This window comes from Paenibacillus sp. sgz302164 (assembly GCF_056120505.1).
The window spans coordinates 159,019-182,840 of the sequence record NZ_JBVYOL010000003.1; the positions used below are offsets into that span (position 1 = coordinate 159,019).

20 protein-coding genes are annotated in these 23,822 nt (G+C 53.7%); 3 read left to right on the forward strand and 17 right to left on the reverse strand.

What is annotated here, in order from left to right; all coding sequences use genetic code 11:
* Positions 1–51: 51 nt before the first annotated feature.
* The 6 genes from AC0LWT_RS06310 to AC0LWT_RS06335 form a co-directional block, all read right to left on the reverse strand.
* Positions 52–564: an adenine phosphoribosyltransferase gene (locus AC0LWT_RS06310; RefSeq protein ID WP_474680381.1), complete on the reverse strand. Its 513-nt coding sequence runs from the start codon at positions 562–564 to the stop codon at positions 52–54.
* The gene (gene recJ / locus AC0LWT_RS06315; RefSeq protein ID WP_474680382.1) at positions 561–3,005 is read right to left on the reverse strand and encodes a single-stranded-DNA-specific exonuclease RecJ; all 2,445 of its coding nucleotides are present in this window, start codon (positions 3,003–3,005) and stop codon (positions 561–563) included. Before recJ ends, AC0LWT_RS06310 begins: the two co-directional genes overlap by 4 nt.
* 44 nt (positions 3,006–3,049) lie before the next feature.
* Positions 3,050–4,003, reverse strand: coding sequence for a cation diffusion facilitator family transporter (locus AC0LWT_RS06320; RefSeq protein ID WP_474680383.1), 954 nt, complete (start codon positions 4,001–4,003; stop codon positions 3,050–3,052).
* A gap of 81 nt (positions 4,004–4,084) precedes the next feature.
* The gene (secF, locus tag AC0LWT_RS06325) at positions 4,085–5,008 is read right to left on the reverse strand and encodes a protein translocase subunit SecF (protein WP_474680384.1); all 924 of its coding nucleotides are present in this window, start codon (positions 5,006–5,008) and stop codon (positions 4,085–4,087) included.
* Positions 4,998–6,230 carry a protein translocase subunit SecD gene (gene secD, locus AC0LWT_RS06330; RefSeq protein ID WP_474680693.1) on the reverse strand — a complete coding sequence of 411 codons (1,233 nt, stop codon included), beginning with the start codon at positions 6,228–6,230 and terminating at the stop codon, positions 4,998–5,000. Before secD ends, secF begins: the two co-directional genes overlap by 11 nt.
* Before the next feature lie 131 nt (positions 6,231–6,361).
* Positions 6,362–6,763, reverse strand: a complete 402-nt coding sequence (locus AC0LWT_RS06335) for a post-transcriptional regulator (protein ID WP_474680385.1) — start codon at positions 6,761–6,763, stop codon at positions 6,362–6,364.
* Between the two features lie 171 nt (positions 6,764–6,934).
* Between AC0LWT_RS06335 and spoVB the strand changes: the two genes are divergently transcribed.
* The gene (gene spoVB, locus AC0LWT_RS06340; RefSeq protein ID WP_474680694.1) at positions 6,935–8,503 is read left to right on the forward strand and encodes a stage V sporulation protein B; all 1,569 of its coding nucleotides are present in this window, start codon (positions 6,935–6,937) and stop codon (positions 8,501–8,503) included.
* Positions 8,504–8,512: 9 nt separating this feature from the next.
* On the opposite strand, the gene AC0LWT_RS06345 is transcribed toward spoVB, so the two are convergent.
* On the reverse strand, positions 8,513–9,193 hold the full coding sequence (locus AC0LWT_RS06345; protein ID WP_474680386.1) for a DUF421 domain-containing protein: 681 nt from the start codon (positions 9,191–9,193) through the stop codon (positions 8,513–8,515).
* Positions 9,194–9,322: 129 nt separating this feature from the next.
* On the reverse strand, positions 9,323–10,660 hold the full coding sequence (locus tag AC0LWT_RS06350) for an ArsB/NhaD family transporter (protein ID WP_474680387.1): 1,338 nt from the start codon (positions 10,658–10,660) through the stop codon (positions 9,323–9,325).
* Positions 10,661–10,757: 97 nt separating this feature from the next.
* Here AC0LWT_RS06350 and AC0LWT_RS06355 point away from each other — a divergent pair, with 97 nt between their 5' ends.
* Positions 10,758–11,147, forward strand: a complete 390-nt coding sequence (locus AC0LWT_RS06355; RefSeq protein ID WP_474680388.1) for a TIGR04086 family membrane protein — start codon at positions 10,758–10,760, stop codon at positions 11,145–11,147.
* A 76-nt stretch (positions 11,148–11,223) separates the two neighbouring features.
* Here the strand turns inward: AC0LWT_RS06355 and yajC are convergent, their stop codons facing one another.
* From yajC to AC0LWT_RS06395, 8 genes are all read right to left on the reverse strand, one after another.
* Positions 11,224–11,541 (reverse strand): preprotein translocase subunit YajC, encoded by a 318-nt coding sequence (gene yajC / locus AC0LWT_RS06360; RefSeq protein ID WP_474680389.1) that lies wholly within the window; start codon positions 11,539–11,541, stop codon positions 11,224–11,226.
* A gap of 15 nt (positions 11,542–11,556) precedes the next feature.
* Positions 11,557–12,693 carry a tRNA guanosine(34) transglycosylase Tgt gene (gene tgt / locus AC0LWT_RS06365; protein WP_474680390.1) on the reverse strand — a complete coding sequence of 379 codons (1,137 nt, stop codon included), beginning with the start codon at positions 12,691–12,693 and terminating at the stop codon, positions 11,557–11,559.
* Between the two features lie 96 nt (positions 12,694–12,789).
* Positions 12,790–13,854, reverse strand: coding sequence for a tRNA preQ1(34) S-adenosylmethionine ribosyltransferase-isomerase QueA (queA, locus tag AC0LWT_RS06370; RefSeq protein WP_474680391.1), 1,065 nt, complete (start codon positions 13,852–13,854; stop codon positions 12,790–12,792).
* 10 nt (positions 13,855–13,864) lie between these two features.
* Positions 13,865–16,111 (reverse strand): SpoIID/LytB domain-containing protein, encoded by a 2,247-nt coding sequence (locus tag AC0LWT_RS06375; protein ID WP_474680392.1) that lies wholly within the window; start codon positions 16,109–16,111, stop codon positions 13,865–13,867.
* Between the two features lie 1,595 nt (positions 16,112–17,706).
* Positions 17,707–18,681, reverse strand: a complete 975-nt coding sequence (gene ruvB / locus AC0LWT_RS06380; RefSeq protein ID WP_474680695.1) for a Holliday junction branch migration DNA helicase RuvB — start codon at positions 18,679–18,681, stop codon at positions 17,707–17,709.
* A gap of 84 nt (positions 18,682–18,765) precedes the next feature.
* Positions 18,766–19,398: a Holliday junction branch migration protein RuvA gene (ruvA, locus tag AC0LWT_RS06385; RefSeq protein WP_474680393.1), complete on the reverse strand. Its 633-nt coding sequence runs from the start codon at positions 19,396–19,398 to the stop codon at positions 18,766–18,768.
* A complete protein-coding gene (ruvC, locus tag AC0LWT_RS06390; protein ID WP_474680394.1) occupies positions 19,395–19,901 on the reverse strand; it encodes a crossover junction endodeoxyribonuclease RuvC in 507 nt (168 codons plus the stop codon). Before ruvC ends, ruvA begins: the two co-directional genes overlap by 4 nt.
* Positions 19,902–20,021: 120 nt before the next feature.
* Complete coding sequence (locus tag AC0LWT_RS06395; protein WP_474680395.1) at positions 20,022–20,693, reverse strand: BofC C-terminal domain-containing protein; 672 nt, start codon at positions 20,691–20,693, stop codon at positions 20,022–20,024.
* A 282-nt stretch (positions 20,694–20,975) separates the two neighbouring features.
* Here AC0LWT_RS06395 and sigW point away from each other — a divergent pair, with 282 nt between their 5' ends.
* The gene (gene sigW, locus AC0LWT_RS06400) at positions 20,976–21,587 is read left to right on the forward strand and encodes an RNA polymerase sigma factor SigW (protein WP_474680396.1); all 612 of its coding nucleotides are present in this window, start codon (positions 20,976–20,978) and stop codon (positions 21,585–21,587) included.
* A gap of 115 nt (positions 21,588–21,702) precedes the next feature.
* Here sigW and AC0LWT_RS06405 read toward each other — a convergent pair whose 3' ends face one another.
* Entirely contained in the window at positions 21,703–23,697 is a 1,995-nt protein-coding gene (locus tag AC0LWT_RS06405; protein WP_474680397.1) for a LysM peptidoglycan-binding domain-containing protein, read from the reverse strand.
* Positions 23,698–23,822 lie beyond the last annotated feature (125 nt).

Below are 23,822 nucleotides of genomic sequence, written 5' to 3' on the forward strand. Positions count from 1 at the left end.
GGGCTGCCCCTAAGGCCATATGTGACCTTTTTGGGACAACCCCTCGTATGATTAATATTGTACCAACGAAACGACGTCGATACCGCCCAGCTTCTCTCTGCCGTCCAGGTAGGACAGCTCGATCAGGAACGCGGCTCCGACGATGTCTCCGCCAAGCTGCTTGATCAAGTCGATCGAAGTTTGAATCGTGCCGCCCGTTGCGAGCAGGTCATCGGCAATAAGCACTTTTTGACCTGGCTTGATAGCGTCCTGGTGCATAGCCAGCTTGTCCTTGCCGTACTCCAGGGCGTAATCCGCCTCAATCGTATTCCCCGGAAGCTTGCCGCTTTTACGGATCGGCACAAAGCCGACGCCCAGCGCGTAAGCCAGCGGAGCACCGACAACAAAACCGCGCGCCTCCGGGCCGGCAATGACGTCGATCTGCTTATCGGCCACCAGTTGTTTTATTTGGTCGATCGCCTCTTTGTAGACGGCTCCGTTTTGCAGCAAGGTGGTAATGTCCTTGAAGCTAATTCCCGGCTGCGGAAAATCCGGAATGACGCGAATATACTCTTTAAAATTCATACGATCTCCTCCACTGCTTGTTTATCATTGTTCAATTGCTCCACGATCCACTGCTCGAGCTCTTTGGCCGAGGAATACAAAATGATCGATTCCACTTCCTGGCGGTGCAATTTGTCCTGGTAAAGCCTGGACGACCCCAGGTCTTTTTTGTCCGGGGACGGCTGCAGCTTTACGATGCCGCCTGTCCGCTCAAGAAAGCCCAGTTCTTCGAATACCGAAAAAATAAATTCGATCATAGCCGGTGAAAGCCCTGTGCGCTTGCTTAACGACTGCATGAAGCGCTGGTCCTGCGCATTCATCGGCCCATGCTTCTGCAAAGTGCCGTACAGCAGCTTGAACATGTCACGCGAAGGCATGGCCCCGCCATGCTGCTGTCCAAGCTCCGCAAAAACGGCGTAGCAGCGCATCATACCCGGGCTTTGCCGCAGTAAACGCTTGAAGCCCGCGATGCTTCGCGGAGCTGAATATAGCACAATATCCTGCATACGGGCAAACTGCAAGCCCGCCGCCTGCTCATTACCCGGCACCACCGTGCCTGAGCGCTGAAGCATCCAGAGAGGATAATTCCACCCGGCCTGCACGGCCGCAGCAGCCAAGTCGGCTTCGTCAAACAACACTATAGCCGGCGGCACGATGCCGTCGCTCGCCCCGGGCATGTCGGCGAGAGAGCTCGCAAGCGCGGACAGCTTCGATTCCATCTGCTGCGCTCCGCGCCAGTCGAACAGTTGGATATGCGGCACCCGCAAATCCTGCATCACGATCTGCGGCTTGCGCACTCCGTTCCACTCGTTGACGGAAAGCTCGCCCAGCACGTCGATGCGCGAAGTCGGCGCAATAAGGCTGCTCAGGCTTCCTTTGCCGAAGCCGACAGCTTCCACGGACCGGCTGACCTCGTCCTCCGTTTGCGAAAGCGCAAGCTTCAGATGCTGCTTTTCTTTGCCCATCGTGCGGATTTCGCCGAGCGTCAAATCCGTGAAAACGAACCTTGGCGCCGGGTTCCCCATGCCGAACGGCGCCAGCTTGCCAAGCTGCTCGATGCTCGCTATCGGCACGCTTTGCAGGCTGCATTCGCTGTCCGCTTTGAGCAGCGGGATGAAATCCTGCTCCGTGAGCCATTCTCCGGCAAGCTGGTTCAGCTTCCGGGAGAACGCTCCGACGTCGCTGCGGTTCAAGCTCATACCGGCCGCAGCCTGATGGCCGCCGTAATGGTCAAGCCACTCCCGGCAAGCCGTCAGCGCCTTGTACATATCGAATCCGGCTATGGAGCGCGCCGAACCTTTGGCAATTCCCGTCAGCGGGTCGATGCTGAGAACGAGTGCAGGCCTGTAATGCTTCTCGACGATTTTGGAAGCGACGATTCCCACTACGCCCACGTTCCATTCTTCCTTCGCAACTACAATGACTTTATCCAGCCCTTGGCTGCGCTGCTCCTCCGCCATGGCCATCGCTTCGGCCGTCATGTCCTCTACGATGCGCTGGCGCTCTTTGTTGAGCATGTCCAGTTCAAAGGCGATATGCTCGGCTTCCTGCTCCGCATCGGTCGTCAACAGCTTCACCGCATCGTCCGCGCATTCCAGCCGCCCGCTCGCATTAATGCGCGGCGCCAGGGAAAAGCCGATATGCGAAGCCGTCACTTCCTTCCGCTCGATGCCCGAAACGCCGAGCAGCGCCCGGATGCCGACATAAGCGGAAGCTTGCATGCGTTCGAGCCCCCATTTGACGATCAAACGGTTCTCGCCGGTTAACGGCATCAAATCGGCGACCGTGCCGATAGCCGCAAACTCCAGCAGCTCTTCCGGCAAACGTCCAAGAAGAGCATGAGCTAACTTGAAGGCGACTCCGACGCCGGCCAAATGCTTGTATGGGTACGGACAGTCCGGCTTTTTCGGATTTATAACGGAAAGTGCGTCAGGCAGTACTTCAGGCGGTTCGTGATGATCGGTTACGATAACATCCATGCCAAGCTCCTGAATATACTGTACTTCATCCACGGCGCTAATGCCAGTGTCCACCGTAATGATAAGCGAGACGCCCTGCTCCTTGGCTTTGTCGATCGCGCTGCGGTTCAAACCGTAGCCTTCCCGGATGCGGTGGGGAATATATGTATCGAAGCGGGCGCCAAGCCCTCTGAGCAGATGCACCATCAACGAGGTGCTGCTCACTCCGTCGGCGTCGTAATCGCCGTATACACGTATGAATTCACCCCGGGCGAGCGCCCGGTGAATACGATCGACTGCCGGACGCATGCCGTCCAGCAAAAAAGGATCGTGAAAATGTTCTTTGCCGCCGCTTAAAAAAAGTTCGGCCTCTTCCGCGGTTCGTATATCCCGGAGAACAAGAAGCCGGGCGACAAGCGGATCTATGTTCAAATCGCGAATGAAAGTTTCAACAAGAGCTTCCTCCGCTTTGCCGATATTCCATCTCGCCTTTGGCGCTAGCACCGTCGTTCCCTCCCCGTGTGCTTGCTTCGCAAGCGTCAATTCTGTCAATGAATAACATTCGAATGGGCTCCCTGCTCCGATTCCACACTGTTCTTGTAAGGATACCCGGGATCATACGGATTCACATGCACGAACACGTCCGCAACGTGAATAAACCGTTTCATCAATTGCTGCTTGACGTTTCGGGCGATATCGTGTCCTTCCAGTACGGAAATTCGCGGGTTCACGCTGATCTTCGCATCGACCACGACGTAATGGCCATGCTCTCTGGCCCGCAAATCGTCAACGGTGATTACGCCTTTTATACGCTGCACGGCGGCGATCAGGTCGGCGGCATCCTCGCGATGCAAAACGCGGTCAACCGTTTTGCGGACAGCCTCGTTCAGCAGTCTGTATCCCATTCTGAGCACCAGCAGGGATATGAACAAGCCTGCCGCCGAATCCAAATAAAACAGTGCAGGCAAGGCGATTTGCGACCCCAACACCGCCAGCAGCACGCCAAGAAACGCCGCAAGGGACGAGTATACGCTTGAGCGATGTGTTTCCGCTTGCGCCAACAATGCTCGCGAACCCAAACTTTTCCCCAGCCTGCGCTTATAATAATACAAAATTTCGTTTACGGCTAATGAAATGACGATAGCGATGAGCGCATACGATTTCGGCGGATGCTCCGCCCCGTTCCACAGCGCCTTAACCGCAGACACCGCAATCTCCGCTCCGACGACAAGAATGAAAACGGAAACGATTACGGACGCAATGGTTTCCGTTTTGTTATGTCCGTAAATATGATTGTCATCGGACCCGGGCCTGGCTGCGCGGAACCCGGCCCGCTCGGCAATGGAGCCGGCAGCGCCGGAGGCGGAGTGCGCCGCGTCGGCGATCAGCCCTGAGCTCTGCGCCATAATGCCGACAATGCCTTTTAATACGACAAGTGCCAGAATGCCCGCGATTCCGCCCCAAGCGGCAAACTCTGCCTTTTCAAAACGCCGGTCAGTCACACCGTGCCACTCCCCTTGAAAAACCTGTTTAGACGGATGCAAAGGCCGCGCAATCGATCACGCGGCCGTTTATTAACGTTATTACGCTGCAGCTTTCTTTTTAGAACCAAGTGAATTTCTTTTAAATAAATACCATAACGAACAAGCGATGAAAATGGAGGAGTAAGCTCCGCTCGCCAGACCGATCAGCTTGGCAAGGGCAAACAGCTTGATCGATACGCTGCCGAAAACATACAGACAGCCTGCTGCGACGAGTACGACGAGCACCGTATTGATGTTCCGCGCCATTGTCTGCCAAATACTGTCGTTGACGAGATTTACCAGATCCTCGTCCGTCTTCAGCTTGGCAAAGCGGAGGTTTTCGCGGATCCGGTCGAAAATAACGATTTTATCGTTGATCGAGTAACCGATCGTCGTCAGCACCGCCGCAAGAAAGGGCAGATTCACTTCCATACGGAAAATGGCGAATACCGCGATAACGATGAGGGCGTCATGGAGAATGGCGATAATCGCCGCAAGCGCGAACCGCCACTCAAATCGGATGCTCACATAGACGCAGATGAGTATGCTCGCAATCCCTATGGCATATCCGGCCTTAATGAGCAGCTCTTTGGCCAACTGCGGGTCAACCGTATTGATTTCCTTGGAAACTTCGCCGCCGTAAGCATTGACAAAGGCGCTATGAATTTTGTTGACCGCATCATCACTGAGCACGTCGTCAAAGCGGATCGAGACGCGGTCGTTATTGTTGCCGCCGATCGTCGGCTCGGCATATCTCGACTTTATGTCGCCGCTGGCCGACAGTTGCTTCAAAATTTCGTTCACTTTGGCCTTGTCGACCGTTTTGCCGACGACCAGGTCGATGTTCGTTCCCGCTTTAAAATCGACGCCGAAATTCATTCCCGAAATTAACATAATCACTATACCCGCAATCAGGATTAAAGCCGAAACGGCAAAAAACTTGTTGCGATTTTTAACAAAATCGTATTGTTTCTTAAAGCTCACGTATGTCCGCCTCCTTAACGCCGAAATAGCCCGGCTTCTTGAGCAGGTTGCCTCGAACAATCAGATGCAACAGCCATCTGGAGAGGATAACGTTCGTTGCGATACTGATAATGATACTGATCATGTTAATGACGGCGAATCCGCGGATAGCCCCGTTACCAACATAGTAAAGTACGATTCCGGCAATCAGGTTGGTTACGTTCGCGTCCATAATCGTCCGGAAGGAATGCTTCGAACCCGATTTTAACGATGACAGAACGCTTTTGCCGGAGCGGATTTCTTCCCTGATTCTCTCATATGTAATGATGTTCGCATCGACCGCTATGCCTACCCCGAGCACCAATGCGGCAATACCCGGCAATGTGAGGGTCGCGTTCATAAAGTCGAAAACGGCCAAAAGCACCCATATATAAGTAATCAGTGTAAACGCCGCTACGAGACCCGGAACGCGGTAATAAATGACCATGAAGAGGAAAATCAGCACGGAGGCGATCAAGCCTGCAAGCGCAGTTTGATGCAGCGAAGCTTTCCCTAATGTAGCGTCTACGCGTTGAATGTACTTCTCCGTCAATTTAAGCGGCATTGCGCCCAGGTTGATGATCTTCGCGACTTTGGTCGCTTCCTGGATGTTCGATTGCGTAATGATCGCGGAGTCGCTGTCGATCGGATAATTAACCGACGCGGTGGACTGCAGTGCGTCGTCCAAATAAATGGACAGACTGCTGCCGACCAGCTTGGTGGTAACCTCCTTGAACTTCTCTCTGCTCTTCATCTTGATCTCGACGATCGGCTGTTTCGTGTTCGGATCGAAACTCAATTTGGCCGCATTCTCGACGAAATCGGTGCCGTTCATATAAACCGTTCCGTCCGGACCGCGGAATGTCAGTACGGCCGGTTTGGACATCAGGCTCCTGACCTCGTCCTCATTTTGCACACCGGCTAACCGGACGCGGATACGGTCGGTTCCTTCCGGGTAAACTTCGGGCTCGGCGACGCCGAGACTGTCCGCGCGCTTGGCCAGGCTCTCCGCGGCCTGCGACAGCGTTTCCTTTGTCAAGGGCTGACCTGCAGTCAAAGGCTCCGCTGTGTAGAGGATTTCGAAACCGCCCTTTAAATCCAGTCCAAGCTTGATTCGATCGACTAATGAGGGACTCGTTGCGGCGATAGCGCCGAGCACGATGACCACCGTCAAAAAGAAGATCGAAATTCTTTTCCAATCCAGCATTCTTGCTTGTCTCCCTTCCATACTCAATATTCCTATTATACTCAGGCTCGAAAAACGAGTCAATTTACGTCATTTTGTGTAATTTGCGTAAATTATGATCCGTTCATGCAAAAAAATAAGGCCTCTCGTCACAATTGGGCCCCTTTAAAAACGCTCAACGTCATCCAGTTCATAAACTGCGTGGATTTGAGCGACAGTATGTCGTTTACAATTTGGTAAAGCGGCGGCAATCCTGTTTTGCGGTACTTGTCGCTTACACACTCCCATATATCCTGGCCGGTCACGTGTTCATAGCCTAGCATCCGGAACTCCTCGACTTTGCTCAGGCACAAGCTCTCGATGACCTCGCTCAATTCCTCGTCCGACATCGTATCGGCTTCATCGCCTATCGTATCGTACGCCTCCTCGCCTTCCCCGTCTGCCGGCAATTCGCCGCCGTCAAGATCGGACGGCTCGGCCCGTTCCGTATCGGAAGCGCTGTCCTCTTCGCGGGCGGATGCGCTTTCCGGTTCGTTATTGTCCTGTTCCATGGGTATTTCCTCCCCTCGCCTTTGTATTCGATGGCCGTCGGCCGTATTCCTGCCCCTCCAGACCCAACATGTCCATAAAATGTTAGCATGAGCTTGGCCGATTCCCGCATATCCATAAGTATGAGTGCAAACAAGCTCATAAGTAATCATGTCGGGGAAGAAGGAATGGCATTGACCAAGCAGTCGTTTATCAAAGGAACGATGATTTTGCTAGCTGCGGGCATCATCAACCGCATACTCGGTTTTGTTCCCCGCATCACGCTCCCGCGAGTAATCGGCGCTGAGGGCGTAGGGCTCTATCAAATGGGGTGGCCGTTCCTTATAGTTGTTTTGACGATCATTACCGGCGGGATTCCGGTTGCCATCGCCAAGCTGATCGCGGAGGCGGAGGCAGAACGCAACGAAACCCGCATTCGCAGCATTTTACGCATTTCCTTGCTGCTGACTACCGGGTTAAGCTTCATTTTTACGGCCATTTGCGTAGTCTGCTCTGCGTGGATTACAACCCATCTCCTGACGGACTCACGCGTTTATTTCACGCTGCTGTGCATGAGCCCGATGATTCCGATCATCGGCGTCGCCTCCGTGTTCCGCGGCTACTTTCAGGGCAGGCAAAACATGATTCCGACGGCCGTCTCGCAAACCTCGGAAACGCTGATCCGCATCGTTATGGTGCTTGTCTGCGCTTACCTCATGCTTCCTTACGGAATCGAATACGCCGCGGCAGGCGCGATGATCGGCGTATTAGCCGGCGAGATCGGCGGGCTGTTCGTACTCGCGATGATGTTCAGAAATAGCCGCAAACACGCCTCACTCCATACTGCCAGAGCGACGATCGGGACTACTAAAACAGGCGGCCGGGTATCCAATCTCAAGCGGATTTTGCGCATATCCGTTCCTGTTACGGGCAGCAAGCTGATCGGTGCGGGGTCTTACCTGCTGGAATCGATCCTCATTGCCCAAAGCCTGGCGCTTGCCGGCGTCACCACAGCGATTGCCACGGCCCAGTACGGCGCCCTGCAGGGGATGATTATTCCGATCATTATGCTGCCGAGCGCGCTTACGATGTCGTTGTCCGTCTCGCTGATCCCGTCGCTCAGCGAAGCGGCCGCCCGCAAAGATATGCAGACCATCCACACGCGGCTTCATCAATCGCTGCGGCTTGCGCTTGTGACCGGCGCTCCTTTTGCCGTACTCATGTTCGTCCTTGCCGAGCCAATCTGCACCTACATGTACAATCAGCCCGAAGTCGGCGTCATGCTGAAAATGATGGCTCCTATCGCCATTTTCATTTATTTTCAGGCGCCGCTGCAATCGACTTTGCAAGCTTTGAACAGGCCGGGCGCCGCCCTGGTGAACTCCCTGATCGGTTCCGCGATCAAGTTAGCATTGATCTATGTGCTCGCCAGCAAGCCGGAGCTCGGCATACGCGGAGCGATTTTCGCCATCAACGTGAACATTGTGCTCGTTACGCTGCTTCACTGGAACAGCGTCGTGCGACTGCTGAAATTCCGCATGCACGGCGTCGACTTTGCCAAAGTCGTCGGGGCGATGGCGCTCTCGGGAGTTTGCAGCTACGCCGTCATGTATGCGCCCTGGACGCAAACCGATTGGCTGCGTTTTATCGTCTCCTGCCTCATCGGATTCATCATGTATTTGTTCCTGATCGTTCTTTTTCGCCTCGTGAATCAAAGCGATATGCTGCGCATGCTGAAGCTGGGCAAAAAATTTATCCGGTAATTTCCCGACTTACCGCTTCAAATCGAGAAACAGCCTGCCTCTATGGTCAATCGAACAGTAGAACACATCTTTAAAATCGGTCGTCCCTTTTGCCTGCAGCTGATTTTTAAGCCAAAATCTCGTTTTCCCTATTTTATCCAAATTTTCATCCTGCACTTTCCCGTCCATAATGAGCGGGAGAGGCAAACCTTCAAATCTGACTTGGCCTTTGCGTCCGGAATTTGCCGCATCCGGTATTTTCTTCTCTTTTTCAACGACGCTCAGCTTGCCTGACGGTTCGAGAATGGCAAACTCCACATCGGCAACGTTCATAATTTTGTTCTGCCTCAGCTGAAGCATCAGATCGTCCAGATTGTAGCGGTGCTTCCTCATCTCCTCGCGATTGATCGAGCCGTTTTCGATCAAAACGCTCGGCTTCCCGTCGAACATGATGCGGACCGTCCTGTTTTTCAGCGCGATGAACGCAATGGCCACCTGAATCAGCACCAGCGTCGCCATCGGCACCAACCCGTCCAGCAAAGGCTTGCTTGCGTCTTCAAGGACGAATACGGCGATCTCGGCGACCATGATCGAAATGACCAGATCGAACAGCGAAAGCTTCCCGATCTCCCGCTTCCCCATAATGCGGAGCATGAGAAACACGACGAAATAGATCAGCACCGTGCGTAAAAAAATGGTCAGAATATCCATTGCTTGAGCCTCCCTGTTGTAAAGCGAATGCTTTCGAAGCAAGCTTTCCTTCTCACTTCCGGAGTTCAATGGTATTCTGACCGCTGATGTGCCGCGTCATGCAAAATTTGCGTATTCAATTGTTGGCAATTAAAGCAAAAACAGCCCGATGTACCCTGTGGCGATAATCATCAATATCAAAGTAAGCGGCGCCGCGATTTTCAAATAATCCCACTGCTTAAAACCGCTGCCGTCCCGCATCGCGAGCCCCGCGGCCAGCATGCCGGTGACGGAGCCGGCAATCGTTCCGCTGCTGCCGATGGCAGCGCCCAGCGCCAAAGACCACCATAACGGCGCGATCGTGCTTCCCTCAACGGTCTGCACGAGCGCCCCTATTTCATGAAGCACTTGCCGGACCCCCGCCAAATACGGAATATGGTCGACCATAGCGGAACCGATGCCGGTCAGCCAAAAAATCAGCATGGACAAAAACGGGATGCTTCCATGGCTCAGCTCCATGGCGCGAAGGGCGAGCAGGCCGCTGATCCCCGCGTGCGTCAAACCGCCAGCCATGACAAACAGGCCGAAAAAATACAAAATTTGCGAGTCCAGCACACCCTGCCAAAGCGCCCGATAGCCTTTGTTTGTGACGATGCCGGCAACCGCTTTGTAATCCAGCGCCGTGATCAGCACTGCTCCGGCGAGAGCGGTATAAGAGGCCTTCCACCCGAGCAGTCCTTGAAGCAGCAAAGCCGCAATGAAAAGGAAAAAAATCGCGCTCCCGCCGATGACAAACGCTTTGTCCGCCAGATGCGAAGCAGGCTGCAGGCTTAGCAGCTCGCGTTTTTGCGACTCCGGAACGATCATTTTCTTGCCGTACAGCAGCCACATAGCGGCGTAAACGATGAGCAGCGAAACGATGACCAGCGGCCCCATTTTTACAACAAATTGCCACAGATTGAAATCCGCCGCCGTCCCGATCATCCGGTTCGTTACGCTCCCGGTCGACGTGGCCGCGCCGCCCAAATTGGCCGACATGACAGCCGCTATCAAAAATGGCACGGGAGACTGCTTGAGAACCCGCGCAGTGCTAAGCATAACGGGAACGATTACGGCGATGGCCATAAGGCTGTCCATAAACGCCGACGAAACGGCCGTCAGGACAGACAATCCCAGCAAAATAAATAAAGGCTTTAACCGGTATTTGCGAATAAGTGCAGCTGCCAAATAGGAGACAATTCCCGTCTTTTGAAAACCTGAAGCCAGCACAAAAAGGCTTGTTAAAAGGATGAGCGTATCCCAATCCGCGTATGTAGAAAAAGCTTTTCCGAGCGGCACAATTCCGAGCAGCAGCATTAAAAGAGCGCCGCCAAGCGCAATATACGACCTGTTCCAGCGTTCGATCAATATGCCTGCAAAAGCGGCCGCGAAAATAAGAAAAGCAGCTATGGACTGCCATAGCGCAGGTCCATGAGAAAATTCGTTCATGCACTCACTTCCTTTCTGCAAGTATGTACTAATTCTATGTGCTTGGCCATACAATGATGTTAACTAAACATCGAATATAATGAGAGGAATGGTGCATATGAACCCTATGCGAAACGTCAGCCAGGTTCGAATTACATCTCCTTTATTTTCCGGGTTAGTGTATTCATTAATTATGATGACGATCGGCACAATCGTAACATCGCTGCTGCTGTTTCTTACCAGCACGCAGGAGAGCGCCCTGCATACTTTGACGACAATCATTCACGGCGTCTCCCTGTTTATCGGCGGCTGGGTGTCCGGCAAAAGAGCCGGCAACAAAGGCTGGTATTACGGAGGCATGCTCGGTCTCATCTACTTCCTGATCATTTTTCTGGTAGGATTTCTTGCGTTCGACGCCGGATTGAACTTGCAATCGCTGCAGCTGCTCGGCATATTTTTCGCGTCCGGAGCGCTTGGCGGCATGCTTGGCGTCAATACCCGCAAATAGCCCATAAGAAAAATGAAATACAGATAAATGCCATAGAAAAAGCGAGAGCCTGAGATAGGATCTCGCTTTTTTTTCACTATTCCTTCGCTGCACTCGATACGACGGAGTTGATAGCGGAACGGTCGAACGTCATCTTCGTGGCGTCGTTGACGCGCAGTACGCAAATGTCGTCCGTAATTTCCATAATCGTTCCGTGCAGACCGCCGATGGTGACGACCTTGTCCCCTTTTTTCAATGCCCCGAGCATCATGTTGCGAGTTTTTTGCCTCTTCTGCTGAGGGCGGATAAGTAAGAAATAAAGCACGACGAACATGAGCACCAGCGGCCCGTATGTATACAAGTACCCCATCGCACCGGCATCGGCTGCAGGTGCGGTTTCAGCCAACAAGAACATAGGAAACCTCCTTTCTTAAAATCCTCTTTCATTATCATTCAGCCCATACGATTCGAAAAATGCGTCGCGGAAATCGAGCAGTCGATCTTCCATAATCGCTTGTCTTACATCGCGCATGAGCTGTAATAGAAAGTGAAGGTTATGATAGGTCGTGAGCCTGATGCCGAATGTCTCGTCCGCTTTGATCAAATGGCGAATGTACGCTCTGCTGTAATTAGAGCATGTGTAGCACGAGCAGTTCGGGTCGAGCGGACCGAAATCTTCGGCATACGCAGCGTTTCTCACTACGAGTCTGCCTGAGCTGGTCATGCAGGTGCCGTTGCGCGCGATGCGCGTCGGAAGCACGCAGTCGAACATGTCGATGCCGCGGATAGCGCCTTCGATCAAGGCGTCAGGCGAGCCTACGCCCATTAAATAGCGCGGTTTATTCGCCGGAAGCAGCGGAGTCGTGTAGTTCAGCACCTCGTACATCAGATGCTTGGGCTCCCCTACGCTCAATCCACCAATAGCATACCCCGGGAAATCCATGGAAGTCAACTGCTCCGCGCTCTGCCGCCGCAAATCTTCATGCATGCCGCCCTGTACGATAGCGAACAGCCCCTGGTCTTCCGGTCTGGCATGGCTTTGCAGGCAGCGCTCCGCCCAACGGGTCGTCCGTTCCAGCGATTTTTTGATGTAATCGTACTCGGCCGGATAAGGCGGGCATTCGTCAAACGCCATCATAATGTCGGAGCCTAGCGCATTCTGGATTTCCATCGCTTTCTCCGGCGAGAGGAACAGCTTGTCCCCGTTCAGGTGCGATTTGAACTGGACGCCTTCTTCCGTAATTTTGCGGATGTCGCTCAAGCTGAACACCTGAAAACCGCCGCTGTCCGTCAGGATCGGCCTGTCCCAGTTCATGAATTTGTGCAGTCCGCCGGCCGCTTTCACAAGCTCGTGCCCGGGACGCAAAAACAGATGGTACGTGTTGCTCAAAATTATGTGAGCGTCCATCGCCTTCAATTCCTCGGGGCTCATCGTTTTCACCGTAGCCTGCGTGCCGACCGGCATAAACGCTGGCGTCTCGATGACGCCATGCGGCGTATGCACGCGCCCGAGCCTGGCGCCGGATTGCTTGCAAGTTTTGATATGTTCGTATGTCACTGCTGCCAATACTACCACTTCCTATCTTAAGTAAACATCATCTAGGAGTCTGTCCGACGGAGCTACTATTGTGCAGCCCTTTATGCGGTTCATCGGACAGACTCCTTAGTATATAAACATTGCGTCTCCGAAGCTGAAAAACCGGTACTGTTCTCTGACCGCCTCTTCATAAGCGCGCATCACATGTTCCCGCCCTGCCAATGCGCTGATCAACATGAGAAGCGTCGATTTGGGCAAATGGAAATTGGTCAGCAGCGCATCGACGGCTTGAAACTTGTAGCCGGGATAAATAAAAATGCTGGTCCAGCCGCTCGACGGCTCGATGGCCGTATGCCCGCTGCCAAGCCCGCTTGACTGAGCCGCGGTTTCAAGTGTGCGCGCCGAAGTTGTACCTACGGCAATAATACGTTTGCCATTCGATTTCGTTTCATTAATAAGCGCAGCCGTTTCGGCGGACAGCTCATAATATTCCGCATGCATCTGATGCTCTTCGATACGGTCTACCGAAACGGGGCGGAAAGTGCCCAATCCTACATGCAGCGTTACAAAAGCGGTCCGGATTCCTTTGGCGCGAAGCAAATCCAAATAAGCCGCCGTAAAATGAAGCCCCGCTGTCGGCGCGGCGGCCGAGCCTTCGTGCTTCGCATAAACCGTCTGATACCGTTCCTTCTCGGGCAGCTGCTCCTTGATATAAGGCGGCAGAGGCATCTGTCCAAGTTTATCCAATATTTCGTTAAAAATGCCCTGGTAGCGAAATTGCAGCACTCTTGCCCCCATTTCACCTTCTTCCAAAACTTCCGCGGTAAGCAAAGGCTCGTCCCCCGAGGCGAATTCTACGCCAAAATCGATGATAGCCCCCGTCTTGACCCTTTTCCCGGGCTTCACCAGAGCTTCCCAGCGGTCCTCCCCTAGAGCCTTGAGCAGCAAAATCTCGGCCTTGGCGCCCGTATCCCTCTTCACGCCAAAAAGCCGGGCTGGAATGACTCGCGTATCGTTCATCACGAGCAAATCCCCGGCTTCCAAATAGTCCGCTAGCTGTTCAAATGTGTTATGCGCGATGTTTCCCGTCGCTTTGTCGAGCGCAAGCAGCCTGGACGCCGTCCGGTTTGCAAGCGGCGTCTGGGCGATTAAAGATTCGGGCAGTTCAAAATCAAAAGCTTGTACATCCATATGTTCGCATTCATTCCTTAGTTATGGTGACTCCAATGTAGTAGGTCTGGAGTATTTGTTTATAGTCATATCCGAGCTCAGCGTAACCTTTGGCTCCCCATTGCGACATGCCAAGTCCATGCCCGTAACCGGTCCCCCAGAACATAAATTGGCTGCCTTTCACAGGTCCCGATGTGGAAAAGGATCCATTCGCCGCCGGTTGGCCCGCTCCAGCGGAAGGTGCCGGCGCCGCTTGCCCCGATGCCCCGATTGCGATAATATCGGACTTGCTCACCTCGGCAGGCTTCGTCTGTCCGCCCGAAAGCACAAAAATAGAGCTTGAAGCTTTGTCGCCGCCATTGTCCGTACTGCTCGCTCCGGCTATCGATACGCTTGCCGAAGACGGGGTCCGGGCCGATGGAACGGCCGGAGGAACAATTGAAGTATTACCAGTATAACTTCCCGGTAATCCAATTTCAAACCGCGTGCTCGGAAGTCCGCCCAAAGCGTTTCTGAGCGCATCGGGATAAGCCACTTTTACTACTTGGCCGTTCGCCTTCAGCTCGGTCACCCGCCCGGAAGGCCCGCGCTTGGAAATTTCCAAAGACTGGAGGGGACCGTCGATCGCAACTCCCACAGCCGCCAGTTTGCTTTTGAGTGTCTCCGCGTCATACGGTCCGCGCACCCAGGAATAGGCGTTGGATTCCGTCTGCCGGCCCACGACCGCCACTTTTTCCTTGGTGTCAAGCTGATCGATCGAAGGATTGGCCGTATTGTCTACATACGGAGCTAATCTTACATTGACAGCCGATTCGGTTGCTTCGTAGACAGCTGCGCCTTCCGCATTTTTTTGCCCCGTATCCTTCAAATACTTCGAGTGCACGTATCCGGTTTTACCGCTTGCCAGCTTCACCCGATACCACACCGCTTTGCCGCTGGCCGCCCCGTCGTCAGGACTCGGCACGCTGCGCAAATATGGAACGGGGTTGCCCCATACTTCCGAAGGGTCCGCCGTCATTCCCCCAGCATTGGATGAAAATACAGGAGTGATAAGGTTGTGCTTGTCGTCGACAAGCACCTCATCCTTGGTCGCATCGACAGCCTGCAGAGCTCCGGGAAACTCGCGATCCATGCCATAATAAGCCTGATCCATTGTGGAATCGCTCACTTGGGCGATCTCGTACTTGGCGCCCTGCTTGATTGCAAATGTACGCGCAGCTACAGCCTGCCCCTTCAAAGCTTCGGCCGGCCAGCTCGAATTCAGCTCCGTGCCGACGACGGAGTACAGGTACTGTTCGAGCGGCAGCTCGTTAATCACGGCCAGCTTGTCATGGTAGGCGCTCAGCTCCATATCTCCGCGGTAGCTTCGGCCTGCCCGCTCTTTGACGGTGATTCCCGCTTCTTTGGGATGAATCAGCGTTTTTTGCCCTCCTGCACCGGCTGCAAAATGAGGTACCGCTTGCGCGCCGGACGAGGCAACCGTCACGTCCGATCTGCGGAGCAAATACGCGGCATTCGTATTCGCGTTCTGGAGCGGAACGCCCGGCACGGCTTGAAGCGCTTGCTGCTTCACGGCCTCCAACTGCTCAGCCGTCGCTTCGCCGCCCAGCCAGACACCATACTGGACCTTGCCCGCTGCATCTTCCTGCAGGGCAAGGTCCGCAGTGAGCCCCGCCTGCCAATAGGCGGCCGCCTGCCCAAGAGCCGCCGCTTCCGTAGGGTACGTCCCGGCGCTCAGATGCAGCGGGCCGGTGAGCTCAGGCTGCCCAGCCTGCGTCAATGCCCCGACGCCAGCATCTTTCAGCGCCTTCAGCTTGGCTCCTTCAGCCTCTTCTTTGGAGGCGTAGCTGCCGAGGAAAACCTGAAAAACGGTTTTCCCTTGTTTTGACCTGCTGAGGGTGTAAGCGTCCTCCTTCATCGCCAGCAATTTCGCTTGCAGCGCGCCAGCCGCGGCAAAATCGGGCGTTTCCAGCATTTTCACGCTGTACTGATCCAAGGAAGCGCGAATTTCCGCCTGATTGGGCAGCGCAACCCAAGTGTGCGTTCCGCCGCCGCTGCGGATTCCGATTTCCAATCCGCTATCGGCCGACAAAGTAACGACCGGCTCAAGCACTCTGTACTTAGCCGCATCAATGAACAGCGCAACGCGGATCGTATCCAGATGGTTTACACCGGCCGCCGCGGCCGTATTTTGAAAAACAGGAGCTGTCCCTACGGTCAGCACCGTTGAAGCAATCGCAATCATCGTTGGACGGAATAGTGCTTTTCCCCACTTCATTCGACAAATGTTCCTTTCTTTCGCTCGTATTCTAGTAAGTTAGACTCTATGAAGGCGCAGAAGTTTTGTAGACGGCAAAAAAATGCCCGTTTCCGCATCTTCATGCGAGGGACGGGCATTATTGTGCAACGCCTCGAGGTTCTGTCCGAAGAATTTAGTAGCATTGTGCAAGGCCTTGAGGAGTCTGTCCGATGAACTCAGTAGCAGGTAAATGTTTCATTGCCGGAGATTCCCGCTGCGGATTCGATGGTCTACTGGACAGGCTACGAGCAGAAAGAGGACGAATTACGAAACGATCTGCCAGGAGTCTGTCCGAAGAATTTAGTAGAAGGTATGTGTATGTGAAATGATAGTTATGATGCAGCGTGAGCGACAGTATTTGCTTGTCATGATTGTTTGGGTTTGCACAAAAGTAACTCCGTCGGACAGACCCCTAGCAAGCTTTGTCCTTCACATATCTCGGAAGTCATCGCCGGGCTGGTAATACGTAGAAAGCCGGGGAACGGGCGACTGTTGGATGGATTCTCAGGCTGTAGCTGGTGCATCTACTTGGCAGATACATAGTGAGCCGGCGAACGGGCGACTGTTGGATGTACTCGTATGCTTGAGCTGATGCATCTACTTGCCGGGTACGTAGAGAGCCGGTGAATGTGCGACTGTTGGATGCATTCGAATGCTGAAACTGGCACATCTACTTGGCAGATACATAGTGAGCCGACGAACGGGCGACTGTTGGATGTGCTCGCATGCTGTAGCTGGTGCATCTACTTGGCAGATACATAGTGAGCTGGCGAACGGGCGACTGTTGCATGCATTCGCAGGCTGTAGCTGGTGCATCTACTTGGCAGATACATAGTGAGCTGGCGAACGGGCGACTGTTGCATGCATTCGCAGGCTGTAGCTGGTGCATCTACTTGGCAATAAGTAAAAAGCCTGCAAAAGTGCAGGCTTTTTTGTTCTTTCACACGATTGTAACGAAATTCCTGCAAATGTGCAGGTTTTCACGACAATACCTGGGGCACAAGCCGTTTTGAAAAGAAATTCCTGCACAATTGCAGGCTTTTTCCGAAAATGAACCGTTTCGGATGAAAAAAACTGTATTTTCGCAGGTTTTTTCTAAAATTCGTTCGTTCTTTCTTGTTATGTTGGCTTTATCTTGTTTTATTTGGATTTTTATCCATTTATTTCATGCGCATGTCTCCGCATGGGTTTGTATTTGTTCTGCATGATTTTGCATGGGTTTTGCACAGTCTTGCCTTGTTTGGCTTTATCTTGACTTGTTGCTCTTATCTTGTTTTGTTGCTCTTATCTTGTTTTGTTGCTCTTATCTTGTTGCTCTTATCTTGTTGCTCTTGTCTTGTCTTTTTCGGTCTTATCTTGCCTTGTTTGGTCTTGTCTTGTCTTGTTACTTTTGTTGTGCCTTGTCTTGTATGGCTCTATCTTGCCTTGTTTGTTCTTATCTTGTTTGGTTTGCTCTTGTCTTTCTCCTCGCGTTACCGTCTGCCAAGCCGCTTGACAAAATGTTTGCGCTGTGTTTAGCGGCAAATGAGCGCAGACTTTCGCCGTGGGCTCTTGCCGCCGGCTCCCGCGTGCAGCTATCGCTGTTCCGGCATCGGCAGCCCCATGTGCGAGTACGCCAGCGGCGTTACGGTGCGGCCGCGCGGGGTGCGCTGCAGGAAGCCGATCTGCAGCAAATACGGCTCGTAGACGTCTTCGATCGTCTGCCCCTCTTCTCCGATCGTCGCTGCGATCGTCTCCAGGCCGACAGGGCCGCCCTGGAAGTTTTGGATGATCGCCCGCAGCATTTTGTGGTCGATCTCATCGAGGCCCAGGTCGTCCACCTGGATGAGCTTCAGGGCCGTACGCGCGATGTCGAGCGTGATGATGCCGTCGCCCTTCACCTGCGCGAAATCGCGTACCCGCTTGAGCAAGCGGTTGGCGATGCGCGGCGTGCCGCGCGAGCGCATGCCGATCTCGCGCGCGGCTTCGCCGACGATCTGCACCTGCAGGATGTCGGCGGTGCGGCTGACGATGTAGGTGAGCTCCTCCACCGTATAAAATTCCAGCCTGCTGACGACGCCGAAGCGGTCGCGCAGCGGCGCAGACAGCAGGCCTACGCGCGTCGTCGCGCCGACCAGCGTAAACGCCGGCAAGTCCAGACGCACCGAGCGCGCGCTCGGCCCCTTGCCGATAATAATGTCAAGGGCATAATCCTCCATCGCCGGATACAGCACTTCCTCCACCGTGCGGTGGAGGCGGTGGATCTCGTCGATGAACAGTACGTCGCCCTCCTGCAAATTCGTCAGGATGGCCGCAAGATCCCCCGGCCGCTCGATAGCGGGGCCGGAGGTCGTTCGAATATTGACGCCAAGCTCATTGGCGATAATGTTGGACAGCGTCGTTTTGCCGAGCCCGGGAGGTCCGTACAGCAGCACGTGGTCGAGCGCTTCTTTGCGCATTTTGGCCGCTTCGATGTAAATCTTCAAGTTCTCCTTGGCCTGCTTCTGGCCGATGTATTCCGCCAGGTACCGGGGGCGCAAACTGTATTCGATCGCCTGATCCTCCATCATCAAATGAGCGGAAATGATCCGGTCATTATCCACGGGGTATCCTCCTACTATTTTTCAATCCAGAATAGAGCGGTTGTTCCGCCTTTACATCGTATACAACGCTTGCAGCGCAAGCTTCATTATGACGTCCACGGAATCCGACTCTTTCGCTTTCGGCTTGATTTTTGCCCATGCCCGGTCCGTCTCCCCTTCCGTATAGCCCAGGGCCATAAGCGCTTCCTTCGCTTCCGACCAGGAGCCCCCGCCTTCGCCGGAACCCTGATTATGCGGCAATCCGAGGCCGATGGATGTCTCCAGGCTGTCGGAAAGCGAAACCTGGCCGAGCTTATCTTTCAAATCGAGAATAATCCGCTGCGCCGTCTTCTTGCCGATGCCCGGCAGCTTCGTCAAAAACGCCAGATTTTCCTGGCTGATCGCCGCAATGACGGTTTCCGGCCTGCCGCCGCCGGCCAGTATGCCCAGCGCGACTTTCGGGCCGATCCCTGTAACCTCAAGCAGCAGACGGAACAACGACTGCTCTTCGCGGGAAGTAAAGCCGAATAACAGATGGGCATCTTCGCGCACATGATAGTGGGTGTACAATGTGACGTCCTCGCCGTCTTTGTGCGGCAGCGCGTACGGATTCGGGCAAAATACCCGGTAGCCGACGCCATGCACGTCAACGACCGCATAATCGCTTTCGCGATGCGCTATTTTTCCTCTTAAAAAATCGATCATCGTTTCACGACCTTATTATTTATCATCGTCTGCATGGTGGAAGAATGAGCATGGCAGATGGCGACGGCCAACGCATCCGCAACATCGTCCGGCTTAGGGACAGCCTGGAGCTTCAGAAACATTTTGACCATTTCCTGCACTTGATGCTTTTCCGCCTTGCCGTATCCGACCACAGCCTGTTTGACCTGAAGCGGCGTATATTCCGCGATTGCCAGCTCCGCCTGAACGCCTGCGAGAATCATGACGCCCCGCGCCTGTCCGACTGTAAACGCCGTCGTCACGTTGCGGTTAAAAAACAATTTCTCAATCGCCATTGCATCCGGCTTGTATTTCTCGATCAGCTGCCTCGTCGCATCATAGACATCCTTGAGCCTGAGCGCAGGGTCCGTGTGGGCTTCCGTCTGAATGGAGCCGTACTGCACCGGGACGAGCTTGCTGCCGATTTTATCGATAAATCCGAAACCTACGATTGCGATCCCCGGATCGATACCCAGAATGCGCACAATATTGTCTCTCCCATCCCAAAAAAGCGAACATATGTATCATTCCCCATTATAGCAGATAACAAAAAAAAGAGATAGACTCGGGCCGATGCGCCCTTGCCTACCTCGTCTACTCGTCCGTTATTGATTGAACATCGCTCTCTCGCTTTCCTCCACCGCATAATCGCTGAAAGTCGACAGCACGCTGTTGTATTCCTCCATGTCTGTAATCCGGATTCCGTCGTGCAGCTGCTTGACTGTTTCCTGCGGAAGACTGCTCTCCAGTTGGCGGATGTTCAGCTGAAAAAAGGTCCTGATGACGTTCTCCTTGCTCGGCGTTCCCTGAAACAGGGACAGATTGCCGCTTTCGTCGACACTGAAAACCGCTTTCTGCTTGCATTCGGGAGACAGATCGTCGATCTGCTCGGTGAACGTCACTTCTCCTTTCGCATTCAAGCTGAGCGTCCAGTTCGGGTTCTTCATTAATTCCGTCACCAGTTGATCCGATGTGCGCAAGCCGAGCTTCTGCAGTTCTTCCCCGCAGACGTAGGATTTGAGCAAATACGTTTCCCTGCTGTCCGTAATTCCTCTCAGCTTCGCGATCGCTTCCTTAAGTTTGGCGTCCTCTTCTTCCTGATTCGCCGGCGCCAAAGTCATGCGCGCCACGGCGCCGCCGCCCGCTTCCGGCCACAGCCATGCGGCATGGATCATATATCCGGCCGTGCAGAGCGCGATCAGCATTCCCAGAGCGATCCAGCCTCGTTTCCAGCGCAGCTTGCGTTTCAAATGTTTTAAGAAGCTTTGTACATTCACCCAAATCCCCTTCATTCTCGTTTTTCTGGTATTGTTTCCATTTGCATCGGGGGCTATACATCATTTACCATAGTAAGAAAGAGCGGGACAACGGTCTCGTTCCCGACATCTTTGAAGGAAAATTATCCTAACTATTCCCAAAATATCGGAAATCAGGCCGTTTGCGTTAACAGATATTTGACTGTAGCCGTAGAAATGATATAGTCAGATGTAGGTAAACTTTTTTCATACAAACTGAATGAAATCGATATATATTGGAAAAGAGCTGAGGAGGGGAACAGCATGAATGTGGCAGAACTTCAACTAATACAATTATCGCGGACCGGCGATAGAAACGCTTTTGTAGAATTGGTGGAATTGTACCGTACCAAAATTCAAAAGCTTGCTTATCGTATGCTGCACAACAAACCTGATTCCGAGGATATCGTACAGGAGACTTTTATCCGGGTATATTTGAATTTGAATCATTACGACGAAAGCCAAAAGTTTTCCACCTGGATTTACCGGATTGGCAAAAATGTGTGCATCGACCTGCTGCGCAAGAAAAAGCCCGTTCAATCCCTCGATGCCGAACTGAATGATCAGGATGACGACTACAGCTATTACAGCAAGCTGGCGAGCCAAGACCAGTCTCCGGAGCACGCCGTCCTGCAGACGGAAATTCAGGAGCACGTTCACAGGTCCATTAACAAGCTGGCCGACAAATACAAAAGCATCATTATACTCTATTATTTGGAAGAACTTTCCTTGCAGGAAATTAGCGAAAAGCTCAATCTTCCGGTGACGACCGTCAAAACAAGATTGCACCGCGGGCGCGAGCTTCTGCGTAAAAAGTGGGGCATGAATTTCGTTGTCGGACTTATGGTATTTTTCACGATCGGGATGCTCGCCTGAGCAAAATAATGAAAAAAGCAGGTATAGCGGCTCTTGCCGCCGTATCCTGCTTTTTTTTGATGCCGGTAAAAGCACGGAAAACCCCCGTCCATCAAGGACGAGAGTCTAGTGCCTGCTATACGTTAATCCAGGGCAAGTTAGGTTTGGACTCCGGCTTTTCCGCTCGCCGCTGCTGTTTTTTCAAAAACGTTTGAACGGATCGGATGCCGGACGTTTTGGCTTTTCTCATGCTGGCTGCGCCGGAGCCGGATTTTCCCGTTTTGCCGCTTCTTTTGCTTGACCGGTAATCCAATTCGACGGTGTCCTCCATGCCTTTTTCTTCCGGTAATACATGCGTATGAACTTGCGGAAGAATCGGAGCCTCATAAGGCGTCTCGTAAGGCGCCTCATACGGACTCTCATACGGAGCATGGTAAGGCATACCGTAAGCAGGCATTACGCCGTGCGGATGCATATGCGGGTGCATATGTGGGTGCATGTGCGGATGCAAATTGTCTTCGCCGCCGTAAGGAAAGCCCTCCGCCGGGTACATATCGTAAGGAGCGGCAATCGGCATGGCCGCCGTCGGATGGTAGGACGGTGCTGCCGCCGGATAAGCCTGCCAGGGCTCTGCTCCAGGCTGCCCTTCCCCGCAGCCGCAGCCTCCATGGCTGACAGGAAGCTGCGCGGCATGCACCTGCGAAGGAAAAGCGCCCCAAGGAGCCTGATGCCCGTCAGTCCATGGCGCTCCCTGCGTTCCTTCCCACGACGCCGGCTGCACTGCCTCCCATGGTGCTTGGGGTACGCCGCCTGCGCATGGGGATTCTTGGGCCCCTTCCCATGGCGCTTGCTGGCCTCCGCTCCATGGCGCTTGCTGCCCTCCGCTCCATGGTGCTGCCTGCTCTCCTTCCCATGGCGCTTGCTGCCCTCCGCTCCATGGCGCCGCCTGAGCCCCTTCCCATGGCGCTTGCTGCCCTCCGCTCCATGGTGCTGCCTGCTCTCCTTCCCATGGCGCTTGCTGGCCTCCGCTCCATGGCGCTGCCTGCGCTCCTTCCCATGGCATATGGTGCGCCCCGATCCACGGCGCCGGATGAGCGCCTTCCCACGGCGCTTCGTGCGCTCCGCCCCATGGCGCGTGATGAGTGCCTTCCCACTGCATGACCGGCGCTTCGTATTCAGGCGCTTGCGGATATTCGGACGAATCCGGGTAGCCCGAAGCTTCCACAGCTGCGGAACCGGGATTGGCAAACACTTCCGTGGCCTCGATATGGTACTGATGGAATGGATGAACCGATGGCGTATAAGGTTCGTGCAGGCCGAGCTCGCTCTCCGTGTGCAGCGGACCTTCTTTGGTAGAAGTCATCGGATAATTTTCGGAAGCCAATTGTTTCTGGGCGGCTTCGGTTTTGGTTTTGCTTTCGGTGGGCTGGATAACCGGCTCTTTGGCTGCCGGGCTCACTTTTAGCGGACTCTCTTTTACCGGCAGCTGAGGTGCAACCTCCTGTTTGATCGGAGCCTGGGCCACCGGCTGCTGATTGATAGGCGGCTGATAAATCGGCAGCTGGTTGATAGGCAGCTTCGCCTCGGGAAGCTTGTTGACCTGCGGCTGAACAATAGGCTCGGTGCTTGGTTTCGTGCTCGGTTTGTTAATCGGTTCAGTGCTGGGCTTGGCGATCGGTTCGGTGCTTGGCTTCGTGCTCGGCTTGTTGATCGGTTCGGTGTTCGGCTTGGTGCTCGGCTTGCCGGAGTACCCCCCTGAATGATGGTGCTCCCCGTGGTGATGTCCCCCATGATGGTGCGCCATCTTCGGAATGAACACGGTTTCTCCCGTCATAAGGACATTCGGGTTTTTGAGCTGCGGATTGGCGTTGATCATGTCGTTCAGCGGCACATCCCAAGCTTTTCCAAGCTTCCAAAGCGTATCTCCCTGCTGCACGACGTGCTTATACACATGTTCGACATGCGGCTGGATCGGCTGCGGTTTGGACGGAATTTTCACTTTCATCCCTACGTCGATTTTGTCCGGATCTGTAATTTGCGGATTCAACGCGATGATCTGATCCAGCTCGACATGATATTTGTTTGCCAGCTCGTACAGGGTATCGCCTTTTTTGACAATATGGATTTTCAAGTCCACTACCTCCTTAAAGTTTTCTTAGAAGACTTGCATCGAGAGCTTGATCTTCAATGATTCCTTTCCGGCTGCTCTTCACAATGACATTACAGTTTATGCACATGTCTAGGCTTTTGACCTTC